We start from the raw sequence: 18,815 nt of genomic DNA on the forward strand, positions 1-18,815 counted from the left end.
TCTTTCTCGTGGAAACGTGCCATTCGCCACCGGAAGGCCCCAGCCTGCGCTGGGGCGACGATGGCTTAAGGAAGCCACCCGCCTCCACCCGCCCTATCGCGGCGCCACCATCCCCGCCTGTTGCAATTCCACGAACCGGTCGAGCAGCATCAGCCGCACCGCGATCTCGCGGCGATAGGCGGTTCCCGGCGGCGACAGCGCCACCGCGCGACGCCAATAGGGCCGCGCCTGCGCCAGTTGCCCGGCACGGACATAGGCCATGCCGAGGTAGAAGGGCGGCGCGGGATGTTCCGGTGCCAGCCGCGCTGCCTGTCGAAAGGCGAGCAGCGCGGGCGGGGTCACCTGATCCTTCGCATCTGCCGCCAGCGTCACCCCGGCCCAGGTCCACAGGATGAAGCTCTTCGGCAGCCGCGACAACCCGCCCATCACCGCACGCGCCGCGGATGCGGTGTCGCCGCTGCGCGTCATGGCATCCGCCGCGACCAGATAGGCGGCATCCTGCGTGTAGCGCCCCAGCAGCATGTCGCGCAGCGCGATCGCCTCGGGATCGATCGCCGCCATCGTCGTGCGATGCCGCGCCGGTGCGGCGGCGAGCGAGGGGCGCCCCTGCCACGCATAGCCGATCGCGCCCAGGAACAGCGCCGCGCCGACCGTCGACCACAACAGCCGCCGCACGCCCAGCAGCAGCATCGCGCCAAACGCGCCCGCCCCCAGCAGCCCCAGCGCGAGGAAGCCCATCAATTGGCCTCCAACGTCTTGGTTTCGTGCATCTTGCCCGCCATCTGCGGCGGCATGTATTTTTCGTCGTGCTTGGCGAGCAGGTTGGTCGCGACGAACGAGGCGTCAGGGCGGAAATGTCCCTCCGCCACCACCCCCGATCCCTCGCGGAACAGGTCCGGTGCGATGCCGGCGAAGCGCACCGGCGTCGTCGCCTTGCCGTCGGTCACGACGAAATCGATCGTCACGCCATCGGCGGCGCGCCGGATCGAGCCGCGCTCCACCATCCCGCCCAGCCGCACCGCCTGATCCGCGGGCGGCACGCGCCCGGCGACATCGGACGGCGCGTAGAAGAACGCCGCCTGATCCTTCAGCCCCGACAGCGCCAGCAGCGCCGCCGCGACGATCGCACCCAATCCGAGCAGGACGAGCGTCAGCCGCTGGTTCTTGCGCGTCACTTCTCGGCCTGCCGCATCGCGCGCCATGCCAGCAGCGAGACGATCGCCGTTCCCACGATCACCAGCGTGTAGGCCGCCGTGACGAAGACCCACTGACCCGTCACGACAGCGCCCGCCGCCGCATCCGCGCCTCGGCCTTGGCGGCCGCCAGCATCGCGCGCATCCGCATCAGCACCACGCCCCCGAACAGCAGGGTAAAGCCGATCGTCGTGATCGGCAGCGGCCACAGCAGGGAATTGTCGATCGTCGAACCGGTCAGCCCGATGCTCGGCCCCTGGTGCAGCGTGTTCCACCACACCACCGAATAGCGGATGATCGGCAGCAGCACCGTGCCCGCGATCCCGTACAGCGCGGGCACGCGCCCGTCGCCGCCACGCTCGCGATCGGCATTGGAAAGCGCGATGAAGCCCAGATAGACGAAGAACAGCAGCAGCATCGACGTCAGCCGCCCGTCCCATTGCCACCACGTCCCCCAGGTCGGCCGCCCCCAGATCGCACCGGTGACGAGGCACAAAGCGGCGAAACAGGCGCCGGGCAGCGCGATCGCACGCGCCGCGATCGCGGCCAGCGGGTGGCGCCAGACGAGATAGACGATGCTGCTGATCGCGATCCCGCTCCAGCCGCCCATCCCCAGCCACGCGGCGGGAACGTGGATGTAGAGGATGCGCACCGTCTCGCCCTGCAGATAATCGGGCGGCGTCTGCGTCAGCCCCGCCCAACACCCGATCGCGACCAGCAGCGCGCCGGTCCACCACAGGATCGGCGTCAGCGGCCGCGCGAGGCGAAGGAACCGCGCCGGATTGGCAAGGGCATGAAGCGTGGCCACGATCCGCCGTCGATAAGACAGAGTAGCGGCGGCGTCATCCCCCGAGTGCGGGGAAATGATGCCGCGTCCGGATCACCGCCGTGCTCCTGCGAAGGCAGGAGCCCCGAGTGATCGAACGCGACCCCCACCCCGCACGAACCGTGTTCCGGCGAACGCCGGAACCCAGGGCCAGGCAGGACAACGATCATCGCGCCCCGTCACCCTTGGCTCCTGCCTTCGCAGGAGCACGGCGGCGTTCCACATCCGTCACCCCGATCACGCCCGCGGTGACGGGCAATTACCGCCCGATCAACCGCGCGGCGATGCGGTCCGCCACTTCCGCCGTCGGGTCGCCGGTCGCCGCGGCCTCGTCCCACACCTGGTCCAGCCGGCCGGGGATCTGCGCGATCCGCGCCATCACCTCGGCCTCGTCGCCATGGCCCAGATATTCCAGCCCGACGTTGATGATCCCGCCCGCATTGATGACGTAATCGGGCGCATAGACGACACCCGCTTCGTGCAGCCGGCGCCCGTCCTCCCGGGTCGCCAGCTGGTTGTTCGCGCCGCCCGCGACGACGCGCGCCTTCAGCGCCGCGATCGATGTCTCGGTCAGGATCGCACCCAGCGCATTGGGGCTGACGATATCGACGTGGAGCGACAGGATCTCCTGCGGCGAGGCGGTCGTGGCGCCCAGTTCCGCCGCCAGCGACGCCGCGCGCGCGGTATCGACATCGGCCAGCGTCAGCACCGCGCCGTCCTTCGCCAGCAACCGTGCGAGGCCGCCGCCGACCGATCCGGTGCCCTGGATCGCGACGCGCACCCCGCGCATGTCGTCGGTGCCGAGCCCGCGCTTCGCCGCCGCCTTCACGCCCAGATAGACGCCGTGCGCGGTATAGGGTCCCGGGTCGCCGCCCGCCGCGCCCTGCGCCACCGGCAGCCCGGAGACGTAGCGCGTCTGCCCGGCGATCACCTTCATCCGCGCCTCGGACATGCCGACGTCCTCGGCGGTGACGTAGCGTCCGCCGAGCGACTCGACCGCGCGGCCGAACGCCACCAGCTGCGCCTCGCTGATCGTGTCGCCCGGGCGCGGCGCCAGCACCACGCCCTTGCCGCCGCCCAGCGCCAGCCCGGCCATCGCATTCTTGTAGCTCATGCCGCGCGACAGCCGCAGCGCGTCGGTCACCGCGCGCGCGTCATCGGCATAATGCCAGAAGCGCACGCCGCCCGCCGCCGGGCCGAGCGCGGTCGAATGGACCGCGATCACCGCCTTCAGCCCCGATTCGGGATCGCTGAACAGATGCACGCCCTCATGGGCGTCGAAGTCGGGATAGTCCCAGATCGAGGTCACGAGCCACTCCATCACGCGCGAAACGATATGTCGTTGGCACGCAATATTGTTTGCCGACGCCGAACGCCAGCCAAATCGCCGTGATAATGGATAGGGGAGAAATGGGGCGATCGACGGGACTTGAACCCGCGACCCTCGGTACCACAAACCGATGCTCTAACCAACTGAGCTACGATCGCCGCGAAGGCCGTGCCCCTAGCGGCGCAGGGGGCGTGGCGTCAAGCGGATTGGATGGGCACGACCGTCGAGCGGTTCTAAACCTCCGATCGTGCTGAGGAGGCGTTGAGCTTGTCGAAAGGCCGCCTCGAAGCACAAGCGCGTGCCCTTCGAGACGAGGCTTCGGCAGGCTCAGCCTCCCCTCAGCGCGAACGGAGGTCATCAGCCACCTAGAACCGCCCCTCCACCGCCAGCGTCCGCGCCGCGCCATTGGCGACGAACCCGCTCGCATCCAGCCGCCCCGCGACCAGCGGATCGGTCGGCACCAGCGTCAGTTCCGCGCGATAGCGCCCGTCGGGCCACAGCCGCAGCGCCGTGCCCTCGCCCGCGCCGTTGGTCAGCGGCAGCAGCAGCGCGCCCGCGTCACACCGCGCGGTGCCGCTGAGCGCGCCGGGCAGCGGCTGCCCCTGCCAATTGCCCGACAGCCCCGCCCGCACGCGCCCCTCCGCGCCCTCGCACGCGCCATCGACGAAGCGGACCGACACGTCGTCGAGGTCCAGCGCGGTCACCGGCAATGGCGCGAACGCGCTCCCCGGCGACAGCGGCCCGGTCGCGTTCAGGATCGCCGCGCGGTTGCGCCCCATCTCCACCACGCCCGACAGCCCGTCACCGGGAGACGACAGCGCGATCCGCGCACGCCCGATCAGCAGTGCCAGCGGCGACACGCCCGCGCGCAGGTCGCCCAGCGCGATGTCGCCGAACCGCGCCTCCACCAGCCGCCCGGACCACAGGCTGCCGCGCACCTCGCGCGCGGAGAAACCCTGCGCGTCGAGCCCCGCCCAGCCCAGCGCCAGCCGCATCGGCAGCAACGCCAGCACCGCGATCGCGAACATCGCCAGGAACAGCGCACGGCGACCGGTGGCGAGACGGATGCGCATCAATTCCCCCGTGCCGTCAGCGTCATCTGCGCGGAAACGGCGGTGCCGCCCGCCCCGCTGATGGTCAGCGAGTCGACCAGCACGCCCTCGCCTTCCAGCGCGGCGATCCATTGCGTCAGCGCGCCGGCGCGCGCGGTGGCGATCGTCACGCGCACGCGATCGGGCGCCTCGCTGTCCAGCCCGGCCAGCGTCAGCCCCGCCGCCTCGGCCCGCGCCCGCACCACGTCCGCCAGCAGGCCGTTGGGCGTGGGCGGCTGCCGCCGCTGGATCGCCTTCACCTGCGACAGCGCCGCCTCCGCCGCGCCCAGCCGCACCACCGCCTGGGTATAGCGTTCGCGCGAATCGGACAGGCCGGCGCGCACCGGGCGGATGATCCCCGCCCACAGGATCGTCACCATCAGCAGCGCGGCCATGACCAGGATCAGCCGCCGCTCGCGCAGCGACCGCGCATCGAACCACGCGCGGAGCGCCGTGCTCATGCCCGACGTCACTGGCGCACCGTCATGTCACCGGCGAGCCGCCCGTCGACCGGCTGGAACACGCTCGACTCCACCCGGAACCCCGCGGCCTCCAGCCGTCCCTTCACCGCATTGGCCTGCGCCTCGCCCGGCAGCAGCAGCGACACCTTGAGCGAGCCATTGGGTTCGAACTGCAACGCCGTCACCTCGCCCTCCGGCACCGCCTCGACCGCCTGATAAACCGCCGCCGCGGTGCGGGTGAACCCCTGCCCCGGGCCGCGCAGCCGCGCCAGCCGGTCGTCGAGCAGCCGCGCCGCATCGCCACCCTCGGGCGCGCCGCGCGGCAATCCCTGCCGCGCCACCACGTCGGCGCGCGCCTCGATCGCGTCCGCGCCGAAGGAATAGCGCATCACCCGCACCACATCGATCGCCAGCGTCGCCAGCAGGATCAGCCCGGCGAGCACCGCCAGCCGCCGCACCAGCGCCCAGTCGATCGCCCGCCGCCGCCGCCGCGCGAACGGCCCCTGCCGCAGGTCCAGCGCGGGCGCCGCCGCCGCCGCGATCGCCGCCGCCTGCACCGCGCTGCGCTCCAGCGACACCGGCGCCGTGCCCGCGGTGACCAGGTCGGTCAGCCGCGCCTCGTCCGCCCAGCCGGTGGTGCGCCCGCGCGCCACGCTCTGCCCGGCGAGGTCGGCGCGGACATAGCCCTCGTCGGGCACCGGCAGCAGCAGCGGTGCGGGGACCACCGCGGCGGGATCGATCCCCGCGCCCGCCAGCGCCGCCAGCCATCCCGCCATGCGCGCCGGGGCCACCACCGCGATCGCACGTTCGCCGTCGCTTTCGTCTCCGACCGCGACGTGCAGGTCGTGCGCCGGCTCCGCGGTCGCATCGCTCACCACGATCCGCGCCGCCGCCGCCGCCTGCGCCGCGGAACGTGCGGGAAGTGCGGCCCAGTGCAGCGTCACCGCATCCGCCGGCGCCACCGCGATCACCGCGCGATCCGCCTCGGGCAGCGGTGCGCCCTCGCCCTCGTCGGCGATGCGATCGCCGTCGATCCGCCACCACCGCCAGGGCAGCGAATCGTCGGGCGGCAGGAAAAGGACCGTGGCGGCTGTCATGGCACATCCCCCCATTGCCGCGACACGAGGCGGACGGGAAGGGTCCGCGCATCGATCAGCGCCTGTTCGTGCAGTTCGGCATCGCCGCTGGTCACGTCGACCGCCAGCGCGAACCAGCGCGTCGTCACCCCGGTCTGTTGCCGCGCATCCATTGCGGGCGTGCCCCCGCCCGCCAGCGACAGCTGGTTCCACAACGGATCGACGCTGGCGAACCCGCCGGGCGGGCGCCGGCGCAGCAGCGCCTCCACCGGTGCGACCGCGGCGGCGTCGGGCAGCAGCATCGCCAGCAGCACCGCCTGTTCGGGCAGCAGCGTGTTGATGTTGATGACCGCGCGGTCGGCGGTCGGCAGCGTGCAGACCCATGGCCGCACCGCGCGATAGACCTCCGCCGTCACCCCGCGCACCGCGCGCAACTCGCTGGGGTCGGCCATCGCGGTGCCGGCGGTGCGATAGCCACGATAGCTGTCGTCCTCCGCGCCGCCCGGCAGCGCCACGTCGTCGCTGTCGATCCAGTCCGCGGTCGCCGCCGCGATATTCTCGCCCCCGGGCACGCGCAGCAGCCGCAGCAACCGCGCGAACTGCGCCACCGCCAGCGGACTGGCGAGCGACGACCCATCCGGCCTGCGCGCCACCAGCGCGTTGAGGTTCAGGCAATTGCCACCATCGGTCACGCGCGCCATCGCGGTGCCGTTGGGGATCGGCAGCCCGAATGGCCGCCCGCTCCACCCGCCGTCCAGCGTCACCCGGTCTCCCGCCTGCCGCAGCAGCGCGGTGACCCGCGTCATCGCCAGCGTCTCCGCGGCATAGGCATAGCCGCGTGCGCCATCCAGCGCGACCGCATTGGCGGTCAGCCGCGTCGACAGCCGCAAACGCTCCAGCGCGGTCGCCGCCATCACCGCGATCACCGCGACCAGCAGCAGCACCGTCAGCAACGCGGCACCACGCTCGCGCTCAGGCGGGCGCATCGGTGGCCCCGGCGGTGGGGGTCGCGCGCGGCCGTATCGCGCCCGTGCCGACCAGGAACAGCAGGCGATAGGTCGGGCCGTCCCGTCGGACGGCGACCAGCTCCACCGCCTGCGGCAGCGCGCTGCGCGGGTTCCCGTTCCATGTGTCGGTCCACGCGCCGGCGAAGCGGAAGCGCAGCCGCACCGCCTGCACGCCGTCCAGCAGCACCGCGGGCGGCAGCGGCGGTGCCCCGTCCAGCGCCGGATAGGCGACCCGCTCCAGCGCCCCCGCGGCGAGGCGATATTCGACCTTCTGCACGGTCGCGCGCGGCGCCTCGTCGGGGTTGCTCCACCCGCCGCGCACCAGCCGCAGCATCGGCGTCGCCGTCGCGTCGCCGGTGAAGGCCGGCAAGCGCACGCCCTGGATGTCGCGCGTCGGGCGATCCTGCGCCTGCGCCAGATCCGCGGTCAGGATCGACGACAGCCGGTTGAGCGCGCCGGTATCCTCCAGCGCCGCCGCACCCGCCCCCTGCGCCTTCACGCTGAACGACAGCAGCGCCACCCCCGCCGCCGCGATCATGCCGAAGATCATCAGCGCGATCATGACCTCGACCAGGGTGAAGCCTCGCTCGGCGGAGCGCCTCATGACGCCGTTACCAGCGTGGGGTCGGCCGGTGGCCGCACCATCGTCATCCGTCCCAGCACCGCGCCATCCGCCCCCGCCACCGCGACATCGACGCGCATCACATCGCCATCGCCGATCGGCCGCACGTCGCGCGTCCACGTCCAGGCGCGTCCGCCATTCTGCTCCACCCCCGTGGCGCGCCCGCGCACCGGCGGCTGCGCCTCCGTGACCGCCTCGATCGCGACATTGCGCGCCACCGTCTGCGCCAGCAGCGTGGCGGACAGCACACCGGTGGAGCGGATCGTCTGCCCCTCCAGCCGGATCAGCGCCAGCGCGGCAAGGCTGAACACCGCCAGCGCCACCATGATCTCGATCAGCGTGAAGCCGTTGCGCCGTCCGCGCTTACGGGCAAACCGCATCTCCCCGTCATGCCGGACGTGTTCCGGCATCCAGGGTTCCGCGCCCGCATCGCTGGCGAGGCGCGGGGAACCCTGGACCCCGGAACACGTCCGGGGTGACGGTTGGGCGGGGCGACGCCATCGTTCAGCCGGCGACACGGACGCTTCCATCCGCCGCGATCTCGACGTCGGCGCGCGCGCCCTCGCGGTGCAGCGTCACCGTGATCGGCCGGTCGGTCAGCCCGGTGGTGTCGAACGTCACCCGCTCGCGCACCAACCCGTTGCCCGCGGCCGTGCCGTTGCCCCAGCGCTCGACCTTCAGCCCGCCGTCCGCGATCGGCGACCATTGCCCACCGCGCCAGCGATCGAAGCCATAGCCGGTCGCGGTGATCCACAGGCTGACCGGCCGCGCCTCGATGATCGCGCTGTCGTGCGCGGCACGGGTGCGCGCGGCGAAGCGCGTCGCCTCGTCCATCAACCGCCCGCGCGAATCCGGCATCGCCAGCACCGCGGCGGCGGAGGCGAGGCCGATGACGGTGATGACAACCATCAGTTCGATCAGGGTGAAGCCCGCCGCCTGCCCGTCACCCCGGGCTCGCCCCGGGGTCCCGCTTCTTCTCCACGGCTGCGGAGAAGCGGGACCCCGGATCAAGTCCGGGGTGACGATGGTCATTGCCACGACCCGATATCGGCATCGATCCCCTCGCCGCCGTCCTTGCCGTCCGCGCCCAGCGTCCAGACGTCGGCCTGCCCATGCTGCCCCGGCGAGGCATAGAGATAGTCGCGCCCCCACGGATCCTTGGGCAGCCGCTTGACATAGCCGCCCGCCTGATAGCGCGCCGCATCCGCGCCCGCCGGCGCGGAGACCAGCGCCGCCAGCCCCTGCTGCGTCGTCGGATACGTCCCCATCTGCAACCGGTAGAGTTCCAGCCCCTGCTCGATCGTGGAGATGTCCGCCTTCGCCTTCTGCACCCGCGCGGTGTCGCCCGAGGGCAGCACGTTGAGCGCGACGATCGTCGCCAGCAGGCCGATGATGACGATCACCACCATCAGCTCCACCAGCGTGAAGCCGTTCCTCTTGCGGCGCTTCTTCTGTTCGGTACGCATAAAGTCTCTCACTGGCCCGCCAGCGTGTTCAGCTGGAGGATGGGAAGCAGGATGGATAGCACGATCGTCGCCACGATCGCGCCCATCACGACGATGATGAATGGCTCCAGCAGCGACAAGGCGGTGGCGGTGAAGCGGTCGAACTCGCGCTCCAGATAGTCGGCGGCGCGCTCCAGCATCTCGTCCAGCCGCCCCGCCGCCTCGCCGCTGGCGGCGAGATAGACCAAGAGCGGCGGGAACACGCCGGCGCGCCGCATCGCCGACGACAGGCTGCCGCCGCCACGGATCGCCTCGGTGATCTCGTCCGACGCCAGCTTCAGCCGGCGATTGTGGATCGTCCCCGCGGTCAGGTTCAGCCCCTCCAGCAGCGGCAGCCGGCTGGCGACCATCGTCGACAGCGTCCGCGCCATCCGCGCCGCATGCAGGTCGCGCAGCAACCGCCCCAGCAGCGGGATGCGCAACAGCCACGTATCGAACGCGAGCCGCACCGGCGGCTGGCGCAGCGCCGCCCAGCCCGCGAACCCGATCGCGGCCATCGCCAGCAGGATCAGCCACCACCAGCCGACCAGCACATCCGACAAGCCGATCACCAGCCGCGTCAGCAGCGGCAGTTCCTGCCCCACCGTATCGAATTGCTCGACCACCTGCGGCACCACGAACGCCATCAGCGCGATCACGACGCCCATCGCCACCGTCGCCAGCACCGCGGGATAGGCCATCGCGGTCAGCAGCTTGCCGCGGATCTCCGCCTGTCGTTCGAGCAAGGTCGACAGCCGCTCCATGATCTCCGGCAGCGAACCGGAGCTTTCGCCCGCCGCCACCATCGCGCGGTACAGCGGCGGAAAGCTCTTCGGCTCGCGCGCCATCGCATCCGCCAGCCGCCGCCCCTCGACCACGCCGGCATGGACGGTCTGGACGATCGCGCGCACCCCCTCCTGCTCGGTCTGTCGCGTGATCGTGCGCAGCGATTCCTCCAGCGGCGACACGCGGTTGAGCGTGGCGAGCTGGCGCGTGAACAGCGTCAGCTGCTTGCCCGACATACGGGTACGCGCCAGTTCCAGCCCGAACAGCGGCCGCCCGCGCGCGGCGGGCGCGGCGCCCGGCTCGATCCGCACCACGTACAGCCGCCGCCGGTCGAGCGCCGCCCGCGCCGCCTCCACGGTGGCGGCGGCGACATGCCCGCGGGTTTCCTGCCCGCGTGTGTCGATCGCGAGATAGTCGAAGTCAGGCACGGGCTGTTTCTCGCGATAGGCGCGCGCGGATACCGGGACCGAAAAAGCCCCTCCCCTTCAGGGGAGGGGTTGGGGTGGGGGAGTCAAAGGCCACATGCGCAGGTCTCGGTGAGACCTCCCCCACCCCCTGCCCCTCCCCTGAAGGGGAGGGGTGACGTGCGATGACATCACCCATCCCCCATCACCTCCTGCGCGACATCCGCATTCTCGCTGCGGCTCACGCGCACCGCTTCCTCCGCGGTGGTCACGCCGGCCTCGACCAGCCGCCGGGCGGCGGTGGCGAGCGTGTCGTTGTTGGCGAAGGTATGGCGTGCGATGGCATCCTCGTCGCCGCCCTCGTTGATGAGGCGGCGGACGGTGGCGTCCACGCGCACCGCCTCGTACACGCCGACGCGGCCGCGGAAGCCGGTTCGGTTGCAATTCTCGCACCCTGTCGCTTCGTACACGGTGGCGTGCGGATCGATGCCGAGCAGTGGTGCCACCGTCGCCGATGCTGACACCGGACGCGCGCAATGTTGACACAAACGCCGCACCAGCCGCTGCGCGATCACTGCGCGCAGCGTGCTGGCGAGCAGGAACGGCTCCACCTTCATGTCGCGCATCCGCGTGATCGCGCCGACCGCGTCGTTGGTATGCACCGTCGACAGCACCAGATGCCCGGTCAGCGACGCCTGTACCGCGATCTCCGCGGTTTCGCGGTCGCGGATCTCGCCGATCATCACCGTATCGGGATCCTGCCGCAGGATCGCGCGCAAGCCAGCGGCGAAGGTCAGCCCCACCTTCGGGTTCACCTGCGTCTGCCCGACGCCCTCGACCGCATATTCGACCGGATCCTCGACCGTCAGGATGTTGCGGCTGCCGTCATTCAGCAGCCGCAGCGCGGCGTAGAGCGTCGTCGTCTTGCCGCTGCCGGTCGGTCCGGTCACCAGCACGATGCCGTTCGGCTCCGCGATCGCCTCGCGCAGCAGCGCGTACATCGCGGGCGACATGCCCAGCGCGTCGAGGTCGATCCCCGCATTCTCCTTGTCGAGGATGCGCAGCACCACCCGCTCGCCCGCGCGGCTCGGCAGTGTCGAGACGCGCACGTCGAGCAGCTTGCCCCCCAGCGTCAGCCCCATGCGCCCGTCCTGCGGCACGCGCCGCTCGGCGATGTCGAGCCGCGCCATCACCTTGATCCGGCTGACCACCACCGGCGCGACATGCGGCGGCATCCGCAGCGTCTCACGCAGCACGCCGTCGATCCGCATCCGCACGACGAGGCCGGTCTCATATGGCTCGATATGGATATCCGACACGCCGTTGCGCGCCGCATCCGCGATCACCCCGTTGATGAGGCGGATCGCGGGCGCATCATCGGCGGTGTCGAGCAGATCCTCGGCGGTCGGCAGCCCCTCCGCCAGCAGGTCCAGTTCGTCGCCCATCCCCACCGCGGCGGCGGCGGTCGCCTGCCCGTCCATCGCATAATGATCGCTCAGCAGCCGGTCGAACGCCGCCGGTGCCACCACCGCGACGTCGAACGCGCGGCCCAGCACGCGCCGCACCTCGATCAGCGCGCGCGGATCGCTTCCCTCGCGCAACGCGACGCGCTCTCCGTCCAGCACCACGCCGAACTTGCGCGCAAAGGCATAGGGCAGTTGCACCGGCGGCACGACGATCGGGATCGCCGGCGTCGGCGCCGCGGGCACCGCCTCCCCGGCCGCGATCTCGGCGCCGGTGCGCAGGATCATTTCTTCTTCCCCGGGATCGTCACGACCGAGTTGCGATAGACCGGCACGCCGACGCGCTGGTCCTCGATGCTGCCGGGCTGCCCCGCGGGCGGCAGCGGCGGGGTGGTGCCCATATAGTCGCGCACCAGCGTATCGATCGACGGCTCGCTCAACGGATCCTGCTGCCCCTGCTGGAGGCGGAGGTAGCCATAGCGCTGCTCGGTCACGCGGCGGTTGTCGGCGGCGCTGCGGATCACGGTCGGGCGGATGAAGATCATCAGATTGGTCTTCGCCCGGCTCTTCGCGCGGCTCTTGAACAGATTGCCCAGCAGCGGGATGTCGCCCAGCAGCGGGATCTTCTCGATCGTGCGCCGCTCCTCGTCGCTCAACAGCCCGCCGATCACCCCGATCGCGCCATCGTCGACGGTCAGCACCGTCTCCACCTCGCGCTTGTTGAGGATCAGGTCGGAATTGTCGTTCGACACCGGCCCCGCGATCGAGCTGACCTCCAGATGGAGGTTCAGCTTGATCGTGCCCGACGAATTGACCTGCGGCCGCACGTCCAGCCCGATGCCGACATTCTGCCGCTGCGTCGTGCGGAACGCATTGTCGAAATTGCCCGACAGCGCCTCGCCGGTGGTGATCGGGATCTCTTGACCCACCAGCGTATGCGCTTCCTGATTGTCGATCGTCATGATCTGCGGAACTTGCAGCAGGTTGGACTGCGTATCGCTCTTCACCGCATTGATGATCGCGCCGAACACGGTCTGGCCGATCTGCCCGCCGAACCCGCCGAACCCGCCGGTCGATCCGATGATCGAGTTGATCGCGGATTGCGTCAGCGTGTTGGAGGCGGAATTGTTGGTCGTCGTCTCGGTCCGCGTCCCGTCCGCGGCGGTGACGACGGTGCGCGTGCTGCCCAGGCTCTGCGCGCCGATCGCGCCGGCGATCTGGAGGATGTTGGGTGCGGAATTGCTGAAGGTCGACGCCGCGAACGCGCCGCCGTCCAGATTGCCCAGGATGAACTGCGCGCCCAGCCGGTTGACCGTGCTGTCGGACACCTCGGCGACGATCGCCTCGACCAGCACCTGCTGCCGGCGCTGGTCGAGCTGGCGGATCACGTCCGACAATTGACGTTGGACATCGCCAGGCGCCGCAATGACGATCGCATTCGCCCCGGCATAGCGCGTGACGACCGCGGCGGTGCGCGCGCCCTGCCCGGTGATCGCGGCCTGTTGCGGCTGGCTGCCCTGCTGCACCGGGGCGCTAGCGGGGGGGCGCGCGCGTAATCGGCTGTGGCGTGGCCCCCGTTCCGGTCGCGCCGGTGCTGGAGGTGCTCAATCCGGTGCGGGTCAGCCCCTGTTCCTGCACCGCATCGGGCGCCTGTCCGACCAGTTGCTGGAGGACCGGCAGCAGCTGGTTGGCGTCGGCATTCTCCAGGAACACGACCTTGATCTCGGTCGCGTTGCGCGCGCTCTGGTCCAGGTCGCGCGCCACCGCCGCCAGCCGCGCCACCGTCTGCGGGTCTCCGCGCAGCGCGACCGCATTGCTGCTCTCGATCGCCACCGCGGAGACGCCGCCGGTGCCGCCCGCCGCGCCCGCCCCGGCATTGCCGCCGATCAGCCCCTGCAATGCGGTCGCCACCTCCTGCGCGCGCGCATTCTTCAGCGCGATGATCCGCGTCGCGGCGGTATCCGCGTCGATCCGCCGGATCACCTCGCGCACGCGGCGCACATTGTCGGCGAAATCGACCACCACCAGGCTGTTGCCGCCGCGATTGGCGGTGACCGAGCCCTGCGCGCTGACCAGCGGGCGCACCGTATCGACCGCCTGCGCGGCGTCGATCGAGCGCAGCCGCACGATCTCCGTCACCAGCTGGTTGCGCGCCGCCCCCGCCACGCCGACGCGGCCGGGCTGCTGCGCGGCATTGTCGATCGGCTGCACCCGGAACGCGCCGTTCGCGGTCGGCACCGCAACCAGCCCGTTGGCGCGCAGCGTGGAGAGGAACACCTCCAGATATTCGGAGCGCGACAGCGGCCGGTCGGTGACCACCGTCACCTTCCCCTGCACCCGATTGTCGATGATGAAGGTGCGCCCGGTCACCTTCGCCGCATCGGCGATGAAGGCGCGGATATCGGCATCGCGCACGTTGAGCGTGGTCTGTGCGACCGCCGGTGCGGCGATCAGGAGAAGGGCGGGGATCAGCGAACGCATCATCGGGATACCGGAATGGTGAGCGGGAGCGGACGGCCGTCGCGCTCCACCGTCAGGGAAAGGGTGCCGCCGCCCGCGGCCTGGCGCGTCATCTGCTCCAGGTCGCCGGGGCCGTTGATCGGGCGGCCGCCGACCTGCGTCACGACGTCGCCGTCGCGCAGGCCGGCGGCGCGAAACGCCTCGCCGCCCTGCCCGCGCACGGTCAGGCCGTTGATCCGCCCGCCCTCGATCCGCGGAATGGCATTGATGTCGCCGCGCAGTTCGTCGAGCGGCAGCGTCCGTCCCGCCAGCGCGGGTGCGTTCGCCGGTGGCGGCGCGGGGGGAGCGCCCGGCGGGGGTGGAGCAGCAGCACCCCCGCCCCCCGTTCGACTGGTCGAGGAACAGGTCCTCGCTCGCGCCACCCCGGTCGAGCGTGACGTGATCGAATGCCACCGCCTTCAGCACCACGCCCGGTGCGACTTCCTCGCCCACTGCCACGCTGCGCTGGACGCCGTCCGGCCCGGCGATGATCGCGCCGCCCTTCGCCTGCGCGCTGTCCATCCGCGTGCCGTACAGCGTCAGCTGGAGCGCGGTGACGTTGGTCGCGCCCGGCGCCTGCCGCGCGGCGTTGCGATAGAAGGGGTCGAACTGCGAGATCACGCCGGCGGGATCGGCCGGGATCGCGGGACCGGCGGGGATCCACGCGCCCAGCGGCGACACCGGCGTCACCACGCCCCACATCAGCCGCGCGCATTGCACCGCCAGCACGCCCAGCAGCACCAGTTCGGCCGCGGAATAGACGTTCACGACGGGCAGCCGCTTCAGGATCGCCCGAGCGCGGGCGTCAAACTTCAATCGCATTCGGTTGGCCCAACTCCCCGCCACGGTTCGGCTACGTGGGCCATGTTACAGCGGCGTTTCGGGCTTGTGTAATATTTCTCCGCTTGGGGCAGCGCCTTGCGCTGTGGCAAGAGCGCGCGTGTCATGGCCAGCGATCCCGTCGTCACGCGGCTTGCCGCACAGCCCGGCATCCAGCGGGTGCCGTCTCCCAAACTGACGCTGTTCATCCGGCGCGATTTCCTGGATGCGGCCACCTGCGCGGCGCTGGTGGCGCAGATCGACGCGCATCGCCGCCCCTCCACCATCTCCGATTCGAACGGCGACGCCGCCTTCCGCACCAGCGAGACGTGCGACCTGCCCGCGAGCGACCTGGTGGTGGCGCAGGTCGATGCGTGGCTGGCCGACGCCACCGGCCTCGACCCCGCGTATGGCGAGCCCTTGCAGGGGCAGCGCTATGCCGTGGGACAGGAATTCAAGGCGCATACCGATTATTTCGAGCCGAACGGCGTCGACTACGACCGCTATTGCCGCGTCGCGGGCAACCGGACGTGGACCGCGATGGTCTATCTGAACGTGCCCGAGGCGGGTGGCGCGACGCGGTTCAAGGCGGTGGACAAGACGATCCAGCCGGAAACGGGCAAGCTCGTCTGCTGGAACAACCGCCGCCCCGACGGCTCGCTCAACCCCGCAACCCTCCACCACGGGATGAAGGTGCGCGCCGGGGTGAAATATGTGATCACGAAATGGTATCGCGAGCGGCCATGGGGGTGGTGAGCGCGAAAAAGCCCCTCCCCTTCAGGGGAGGGGTTGGGGTGGGGCAGTCCGCCGGAGGCAGTCGCACGCGACACTCTCTGCGAGGCTCACCCCACCCCCAAACCCCTCCCCTGAAGGGAAGGGGCTTTTAGGGCTTAAAACGTCACGCTCGCCCCCAGCGAGAACACCCGCCCCAGCCGGTAGCTGTTGATCGACACCCGGTTGCCGTTCGCGAACGTCTGGAACTCCTGATACCGCGTGCCGGTCAGGTTGCGCCCTTCCGCCTTGATCTCGATCTTGCGGCCCAGGAACTCGGCCGACTGGCGCGCGACCAGGTCCAGCCGGATGCCGGGACGCTCGTAGATGTCGGGCTGGAACCCGGTGCCGCCCAGCAGCGACGGGCCGCGATTGGTCACGCGCTCGCTGGCATAATTGAACAGCGCGGTCACCTGCGTGCCGTTGTCCTGATCCTCATAGCCCAGTTGCAGGTTGACCAGATGGTCCGACTGCCCCGTCAGCGGTGCGCCGTCGCGGAACAGCAGCGACGCGGGCGCGAAATTGGCGGGGCAGCTGCCCAGCTGCGTTCCCTCCAGCACGCCGGGGACGCAGCTGTCGTCCGCGGTGATCTTCGACTGGGTATAGGTGTAGTTGGCGATCACCACCGCGCGCTTGCCCGCCAGCCCCGCCCCGATGAAATCGAGCGGCACATACTTCTGGAACTCCACCTCGCCGCCCCACAGCACTGCCTTGGGCAGATAGGTGAAGCCGGTCTGGAGCCGCGCGTCGGGCGTCGGGAAGAAGCCGACCTGCTCGATCGGCCGCTCGATCCGCTTCCAGAAACCGGCGGCGGTGATGCGCTGGTCGCGCGCGAAGAACCATTCGTAGCGCGCCTCCAGATTGTACAGCGTGCTGTCGCGCAGCCGCGGGTTGCCGAAGAACAGCCGGTCGGATTCGAAGTCGCGATACGCCTGCGGTGCCAGCTCGCGGAACTGCGGGCGCGCGATCGTCTTCGCCCCCGACAGGCGCAGCTGCATGTCCTGCGCGAAGTTCCACGTCACGGTCGCGGCGGGCAGCCAGTAATCGTTGTTCAGGTTGGTGCCGGTTTGGCCGATCGGCGTCACCGTCTGGCGCGCGGTCTCGAAACGCACGCCCACCACCGCGCGCACGCCGTCCAGCAGCTCCGCCTCGCCCTGCACATAGCCGGCGTGGATCCGCAGCAGCGCGTCATAGGAATAGGAGCCGTTCTGCCCCGGCGAGAAGCGCAGCTGCACCGCATTGGTCGCCGCCGTCCCCGTCAGCGCCGCGGGGCAGCCGTTGATGACGTCGGGCGACAGCAGGTAATCGGGGCGGAACAGGTTGCACGGGAACGGGATCGCGCCGCCGCCGACCGTCTGATAGGTGAACGGCAGCCGCGTCGAGGTGCGCTGGCTGTCCGAATAATAATAGCCGCCCGACAGGCTGACCGGGCGCGCCGTGTCCAGCTTGTAGGTCACGTCCGCCTGCCCCGAATACAGATCCTCGTTCAGCTCGCTGAACGCTACTGTCCCGAACGCGCCGAACGAATTGCTCGCCTGCCACACGCCGGGGCAGCGCACGCCGGCGTCGCCGCCGGTCGGCACGTCGACGACGGTGTGGAGCGTATTGTTGCAGTCATACTGGAATTCGCGCTCATAGGGCGAGTTGCGCTTCGAATTGGCATAGGCGCCGCGCAGATCGATCGACAATCGGTCGGTCGGCTTGAACTCGCCCACCAGCTGCGTCTCGATCAACTGGCGTTCGAAGAAGCTGGTATTCTGCTGGAACAGCGGCAGCCCGCTGGAATTGGTGTACAGCGTCGCCGCCGATGCACGCCCCTGCTTCAGCGTGTCGTGGATATAGACATTGGTCCAGCGGATGCGGTTCTCGCCGAATTCCGCGCCGAAGCCGAGCAGCCCGTTCAGCACGATGCGATTGTCGGTGATGACGGTGGCGAAATCGTTGCGCAGCGCGCCGTCGTTGCTGATCGTGTCCTGCTGGCGGCTGTCGCGCGTGCGCCAGGTGTTGCCGTAATTGCCCGACGCCACCATCCCCAGCCGCACCCCGCCCAGATCGCCGATCAGCCCGATGCTGAGGTCGCCCGAGGCGCTCGCCGGAATATCCGTGTTGCGCTGGAGCAGGGTGGTACGCGCGTTCGACAGTTGCCCGACCTGCGCCGGGGTGATGATGCCGTCGCCCAGCACCGCCGCCTTGACGAAGCCCGGCACGCGCCGCTCACCCGAATCATAACCCAGCCAGTCGCTCGGCGACCCGTAATAGGTATAGCCCAGCCGCCCCGTCGTCTCCGTATCGATCGCGATCGACGCGCCGCCGGTGATGAAATTCTCCTCCGGGATCGCCTTGGTCGTCAGGTTGATGACGCCGCCGCCGAACTCGCCCGGGTAATTGGCCGAATAGGTCTTCTGCACCAGCGCGGAACCGACGATCGAGGTCGGGAAGATATCGAGCGGCACGGTGCGGCGCAGCGGCTCCGGACTGGGCAGCGGCGAGCCGTTGAGCAGCGCGGACGAATAGCGATCGCCCAGCCCGCGCACGAAGACATAGCCGTTGCCGACCACCGACAGGCCGGTGACGCGGGTCAGCGCGCCCGCGATATCGCCCTCGCCCGTCCGCGCGATATCGGCGGCGGACAGCACGCTGACCACCTGCGCGGTGGAGCGCACCACATTGGGGATGTTGCGGCCGACGACCACGATATCCTCGCCCGCGGAGGTGTCCACGCCGGGCGCGGACACCTCCGCCTGATCCTGCGGCACGTCGCCGGGAACGGAGACGACGCCGCCTTGCTGCACCGGATCGGCGCTGGTGCCGGCCGGGGTGGAGGAGGTGGCGGGCGCCCCCTGCGCGCCCCCCTGTGCGAGCGCCGCGGGGGCGACCAGCGTGGTGGTCAGCAGGAGGAGCGAGGCATAGGTGATGCGCGGTCGCATGTGGGGCCTTCCGGGAAGATAGATGGCACGGGGCCGGGGTCGCGCCGTTCGCGCGC

Annotated in this window: 16 protein-coding genes, 1 tRNA gene and 2 pseudogenes; 1 reads left to right on the plus strand and 18 read right to left on the minus strand. The window is 70.6% G+C overall.

Annotated features, from left to right (window positions below; genetic code table 11):
- Nucleotides 1–93: 93 nt before the first annotated feature.
- The 17 genes and pseudogenes from PGN14_RS12720 to PGN14_RS12805 form a co-directional block, all read right to left on the minus strand.
- Complete coding sequence (locus PGN14_RS12720; RefSeq protein ID WP_335299891.1) at nucleotides 94–738, minus strand: tetratricopeptide repeat protein; 645 nt, start codon at nucleotides 736–738, stop codon at nucleotides 94–96.
- Entirely contained in the window at nucleotides 738–1,175 is a 438-nt protein-coding gene (gene ccmE / locus PGN14_RS12725) for a cytochrome c maturation protein CcmE (protein WP_335299892.1), read from the minus strand. The genes PGN14_RS12720 and ccmE overlap by 1 nt, the downstream gene beginning before the upstream one ends.
- A 100-nt stretch (nucleotides 1,176–1,275) precedes the next feature.
- Entirely contained in the window at nucleotides 1,276–2,001 is a 726-nt protein-coding gene (gene ccmC / locus PGN14_RS12730) for a heme ABC transporter permease CcmC (protein WP_335299893.1), read from the minus strand.
- A 277-nt stretch (nucleotides 2,002–2,278) separates the two neighbouring features.
- Nucleotides 2,279–3,340: a Glu/Leu/Phe/Val dehydrogenase dimerization domain-containing protein gene (locus PGN14_RS12735; protein WP_443019512.1), complete on the minus strand. Its 1,062-nt coding sequence runs from the start codon at nucleotides 3,338–3,340 to the stop codon at nucleotides 2,279–2,281.
- 90 nt (nucleotides 3,341–3,430) lie between these two features.
- Nucleotides 3,431–3,507, minus strand: a tRNA-His gene (locus PGN14_RS12740).
- A gap of 207 nt (nucleotides 3,508–3,714) precedes the next feature.
- Nucleotides 3,715–4,422 (minus strand): type II secretion system protein N, encoded by a 708-nt coding sequence (gene gspN, locus PGN14_RS12745; protein ID WP_335299895.1) that lies wholly within the window; start codon nucleotides 4,420–4,422, stop codon nucleotides 3,715–3,717.
- Complete coding sequence (gspM, locus tag PGN14_RS12750) at nucleotides 4,422–4,901, minus strand: type II secretion system protein GspM (protein ID WP_335299896.1); 480 nt, start codon at nucleotides 4,899–4,901, stop codon at nucleotides 4,422–4,424. The genes gspN and gspM overlap by 1 nt, the downstream gene beginning before the upstream one ends.
- 8 nt (nucleotides 4,902–4,909) lie before the next feature.
- Nucleotides 4,910–5,998 carry a type II secretion system protein GspL gene (gspL, locus tag PGN14_RS12755; protein ID WP_335299897.1) on the minus strand — a complete coding sequence of 363 codons (1,089 nt, stop codon included), beginning with the start codon at nucleotides 5,996–5,998 and terminating at the stop codon, nucleotides 4,910–4,912.
- Complete coding sequence (gene gspK, locus PGN14_RS12760) at nucleotides 5,995–6,963, minus strand: type II secretion system minor pseudopilin GspK (RefSeq protein ID WP_335299898.1); 969 nt, start codon at nucleotides 6,961–6,963, stop codon at nucleotides 5,995–5,997. Before gspK ends, gspL begins: the two co-directional genes overlap by 4 nt.
- On the minus strand, nucleotides 6,950–7,588 hold the full coding sequence (gene gspJ, locus PGN14_RS12765; protein WP_335299899.1) for a type II secretion system minor pseudopilin GspJ: 639 nt from the start codon (nucleotides 7,586–7,588) through the stop codon (nucleotides 6,950–6,952). The genes gspK and gspJ overlap by 14 nt, the downstream gene beginning before the upstream one ends.
- Nucleotides 7,585–7,986 carry a type II secretion system minor pseudopilin GspI gene (gene gspI / locus PGN14_RS12770; RefSeq protein WP_335299900.1) on the minus strand — a complete coding sequence of 134 codons (402 nt, stop codon included), beginning with the start codon at nucleotides 7,984–7,986 and terminating at the stop codon, nucleotides 7,585–7,587. The genes gspJ and gspI overlap by 4 nt, the downstream gene beginning before the upstream one ends.
- A gap of 124 nt (nucleotides 7,987–8,110) precedes the next feature.
- Nucleotides 8,111–8,617 (minus strand): GspH/FimT family pseudopilin, encoded by a 507-nt coding sequence (locus PGN14_RS12775; protein ID WP_443019513.1) that lies wholly within the window; start codon nucleotides 8,615–8,617, stop codon nucleotides 8,111–8,113.
- Nucleotides 8,618–8,634: 17 nt separating this feature from the next.
- Complete coding sequence (gspG, locus tag PGN14_RS12780) at nucleotides 8,635–9,072, minus strand: type II secretion system major pseudopilin GspG (protein WP_335299902.1); 438 nt, start codon at nucleotides 9,070–9,072, stop codon at nucleotides 8,635–8,637.
- Between the two features lie 8 nt (nucleotides 9,073–9,080).
- A complete protein-coding gene (gene gspF, locus PGN14_RS12785) occupies nucleotides 9,081–10,304 on the minus strand; it encodes a type II secretion system inner membrane protein GspF (protein ID WP_335299903.1) in 1,224 nt (407 codons plus the stop codon).
- 167 nt (nucleotides 10,305–10,471) lie between these two features.
- Nucleotides 10,472–12,031, minus strand: a complete 1,560-nt coding sequence (locus tag PGN14_RS12790) for a GspE/PulE family protein (protein WP_335299904.1) — start codon at nucleotides 12,029–12,031, stop codon at nucleotides 10,472–10,474.
- Nucleotides 12,028–14,227: pseudogene (gspD, locus tag PGN14_RS12795) on the minus strand (type II secretion system secretin GspD). The gene PGN14_RS12790 and the pseudogene gspD overlap by 4 nt, the downstream one beginning before the upstream one ends.
- A 432-nt stretch (nucleotides 14,228–14,659) precedes the next feature.
- Nucleotides 14,660–15,064, minus strand: a pseudogene (locus PGN14_RS12805) (type II secretion system protein N); the annotation flags it as partial.
- Between the two features lie 123 nt (nucleotides 15,065–15,187).
- Here PGN14_RS12805 and PGN14_RS12810 point away from each other — a divergent pair.
- Nucleotides 15,188–15,817, plus strand: coding sequence for a prolyl hydroxylase family protein (locus tag PGN14_RS12810; RefSeq protein WP_335299905.1), 630 nt, complete (start codon nucleotides 15,188–15,190; stop codon nucleotides 15,815–15,817).
- Nucleotides 15,818–15,951: 134 nt separating this feature from the next.
- Here the strand turns inward: PGN14_RS12810 and PGN14_RS12815 are convergent, their stop codons facing one another.
- Nucleotides 15,952–18,759 carry a TonB-dependent receptor domain-containing protein gene (locus PGN14_RS12815; RefSeq protein WP_335299906.1) on the minus strand — a complete coding sequence of 936 codons (2,808 nt, stop codon included), beginning with the start codon at nucleotides 18,757–18,759 and terminating at the stop codon, nucleotides 15,952–15,954.
- Nucleotides 18,760–18,815: the final 56 nt, after the last annotated feature.

The organism is Sphingomonas adhaesiva (assembly GCF_036946305.1).
Taxonomy (GTDB): Bacteria; Pseudomonadota; Alphaproteobacteria; order Sphingomonadales; family Sphingomonadaceae; genus Sphingomonas; species Sphingomonas adhaesiva_B.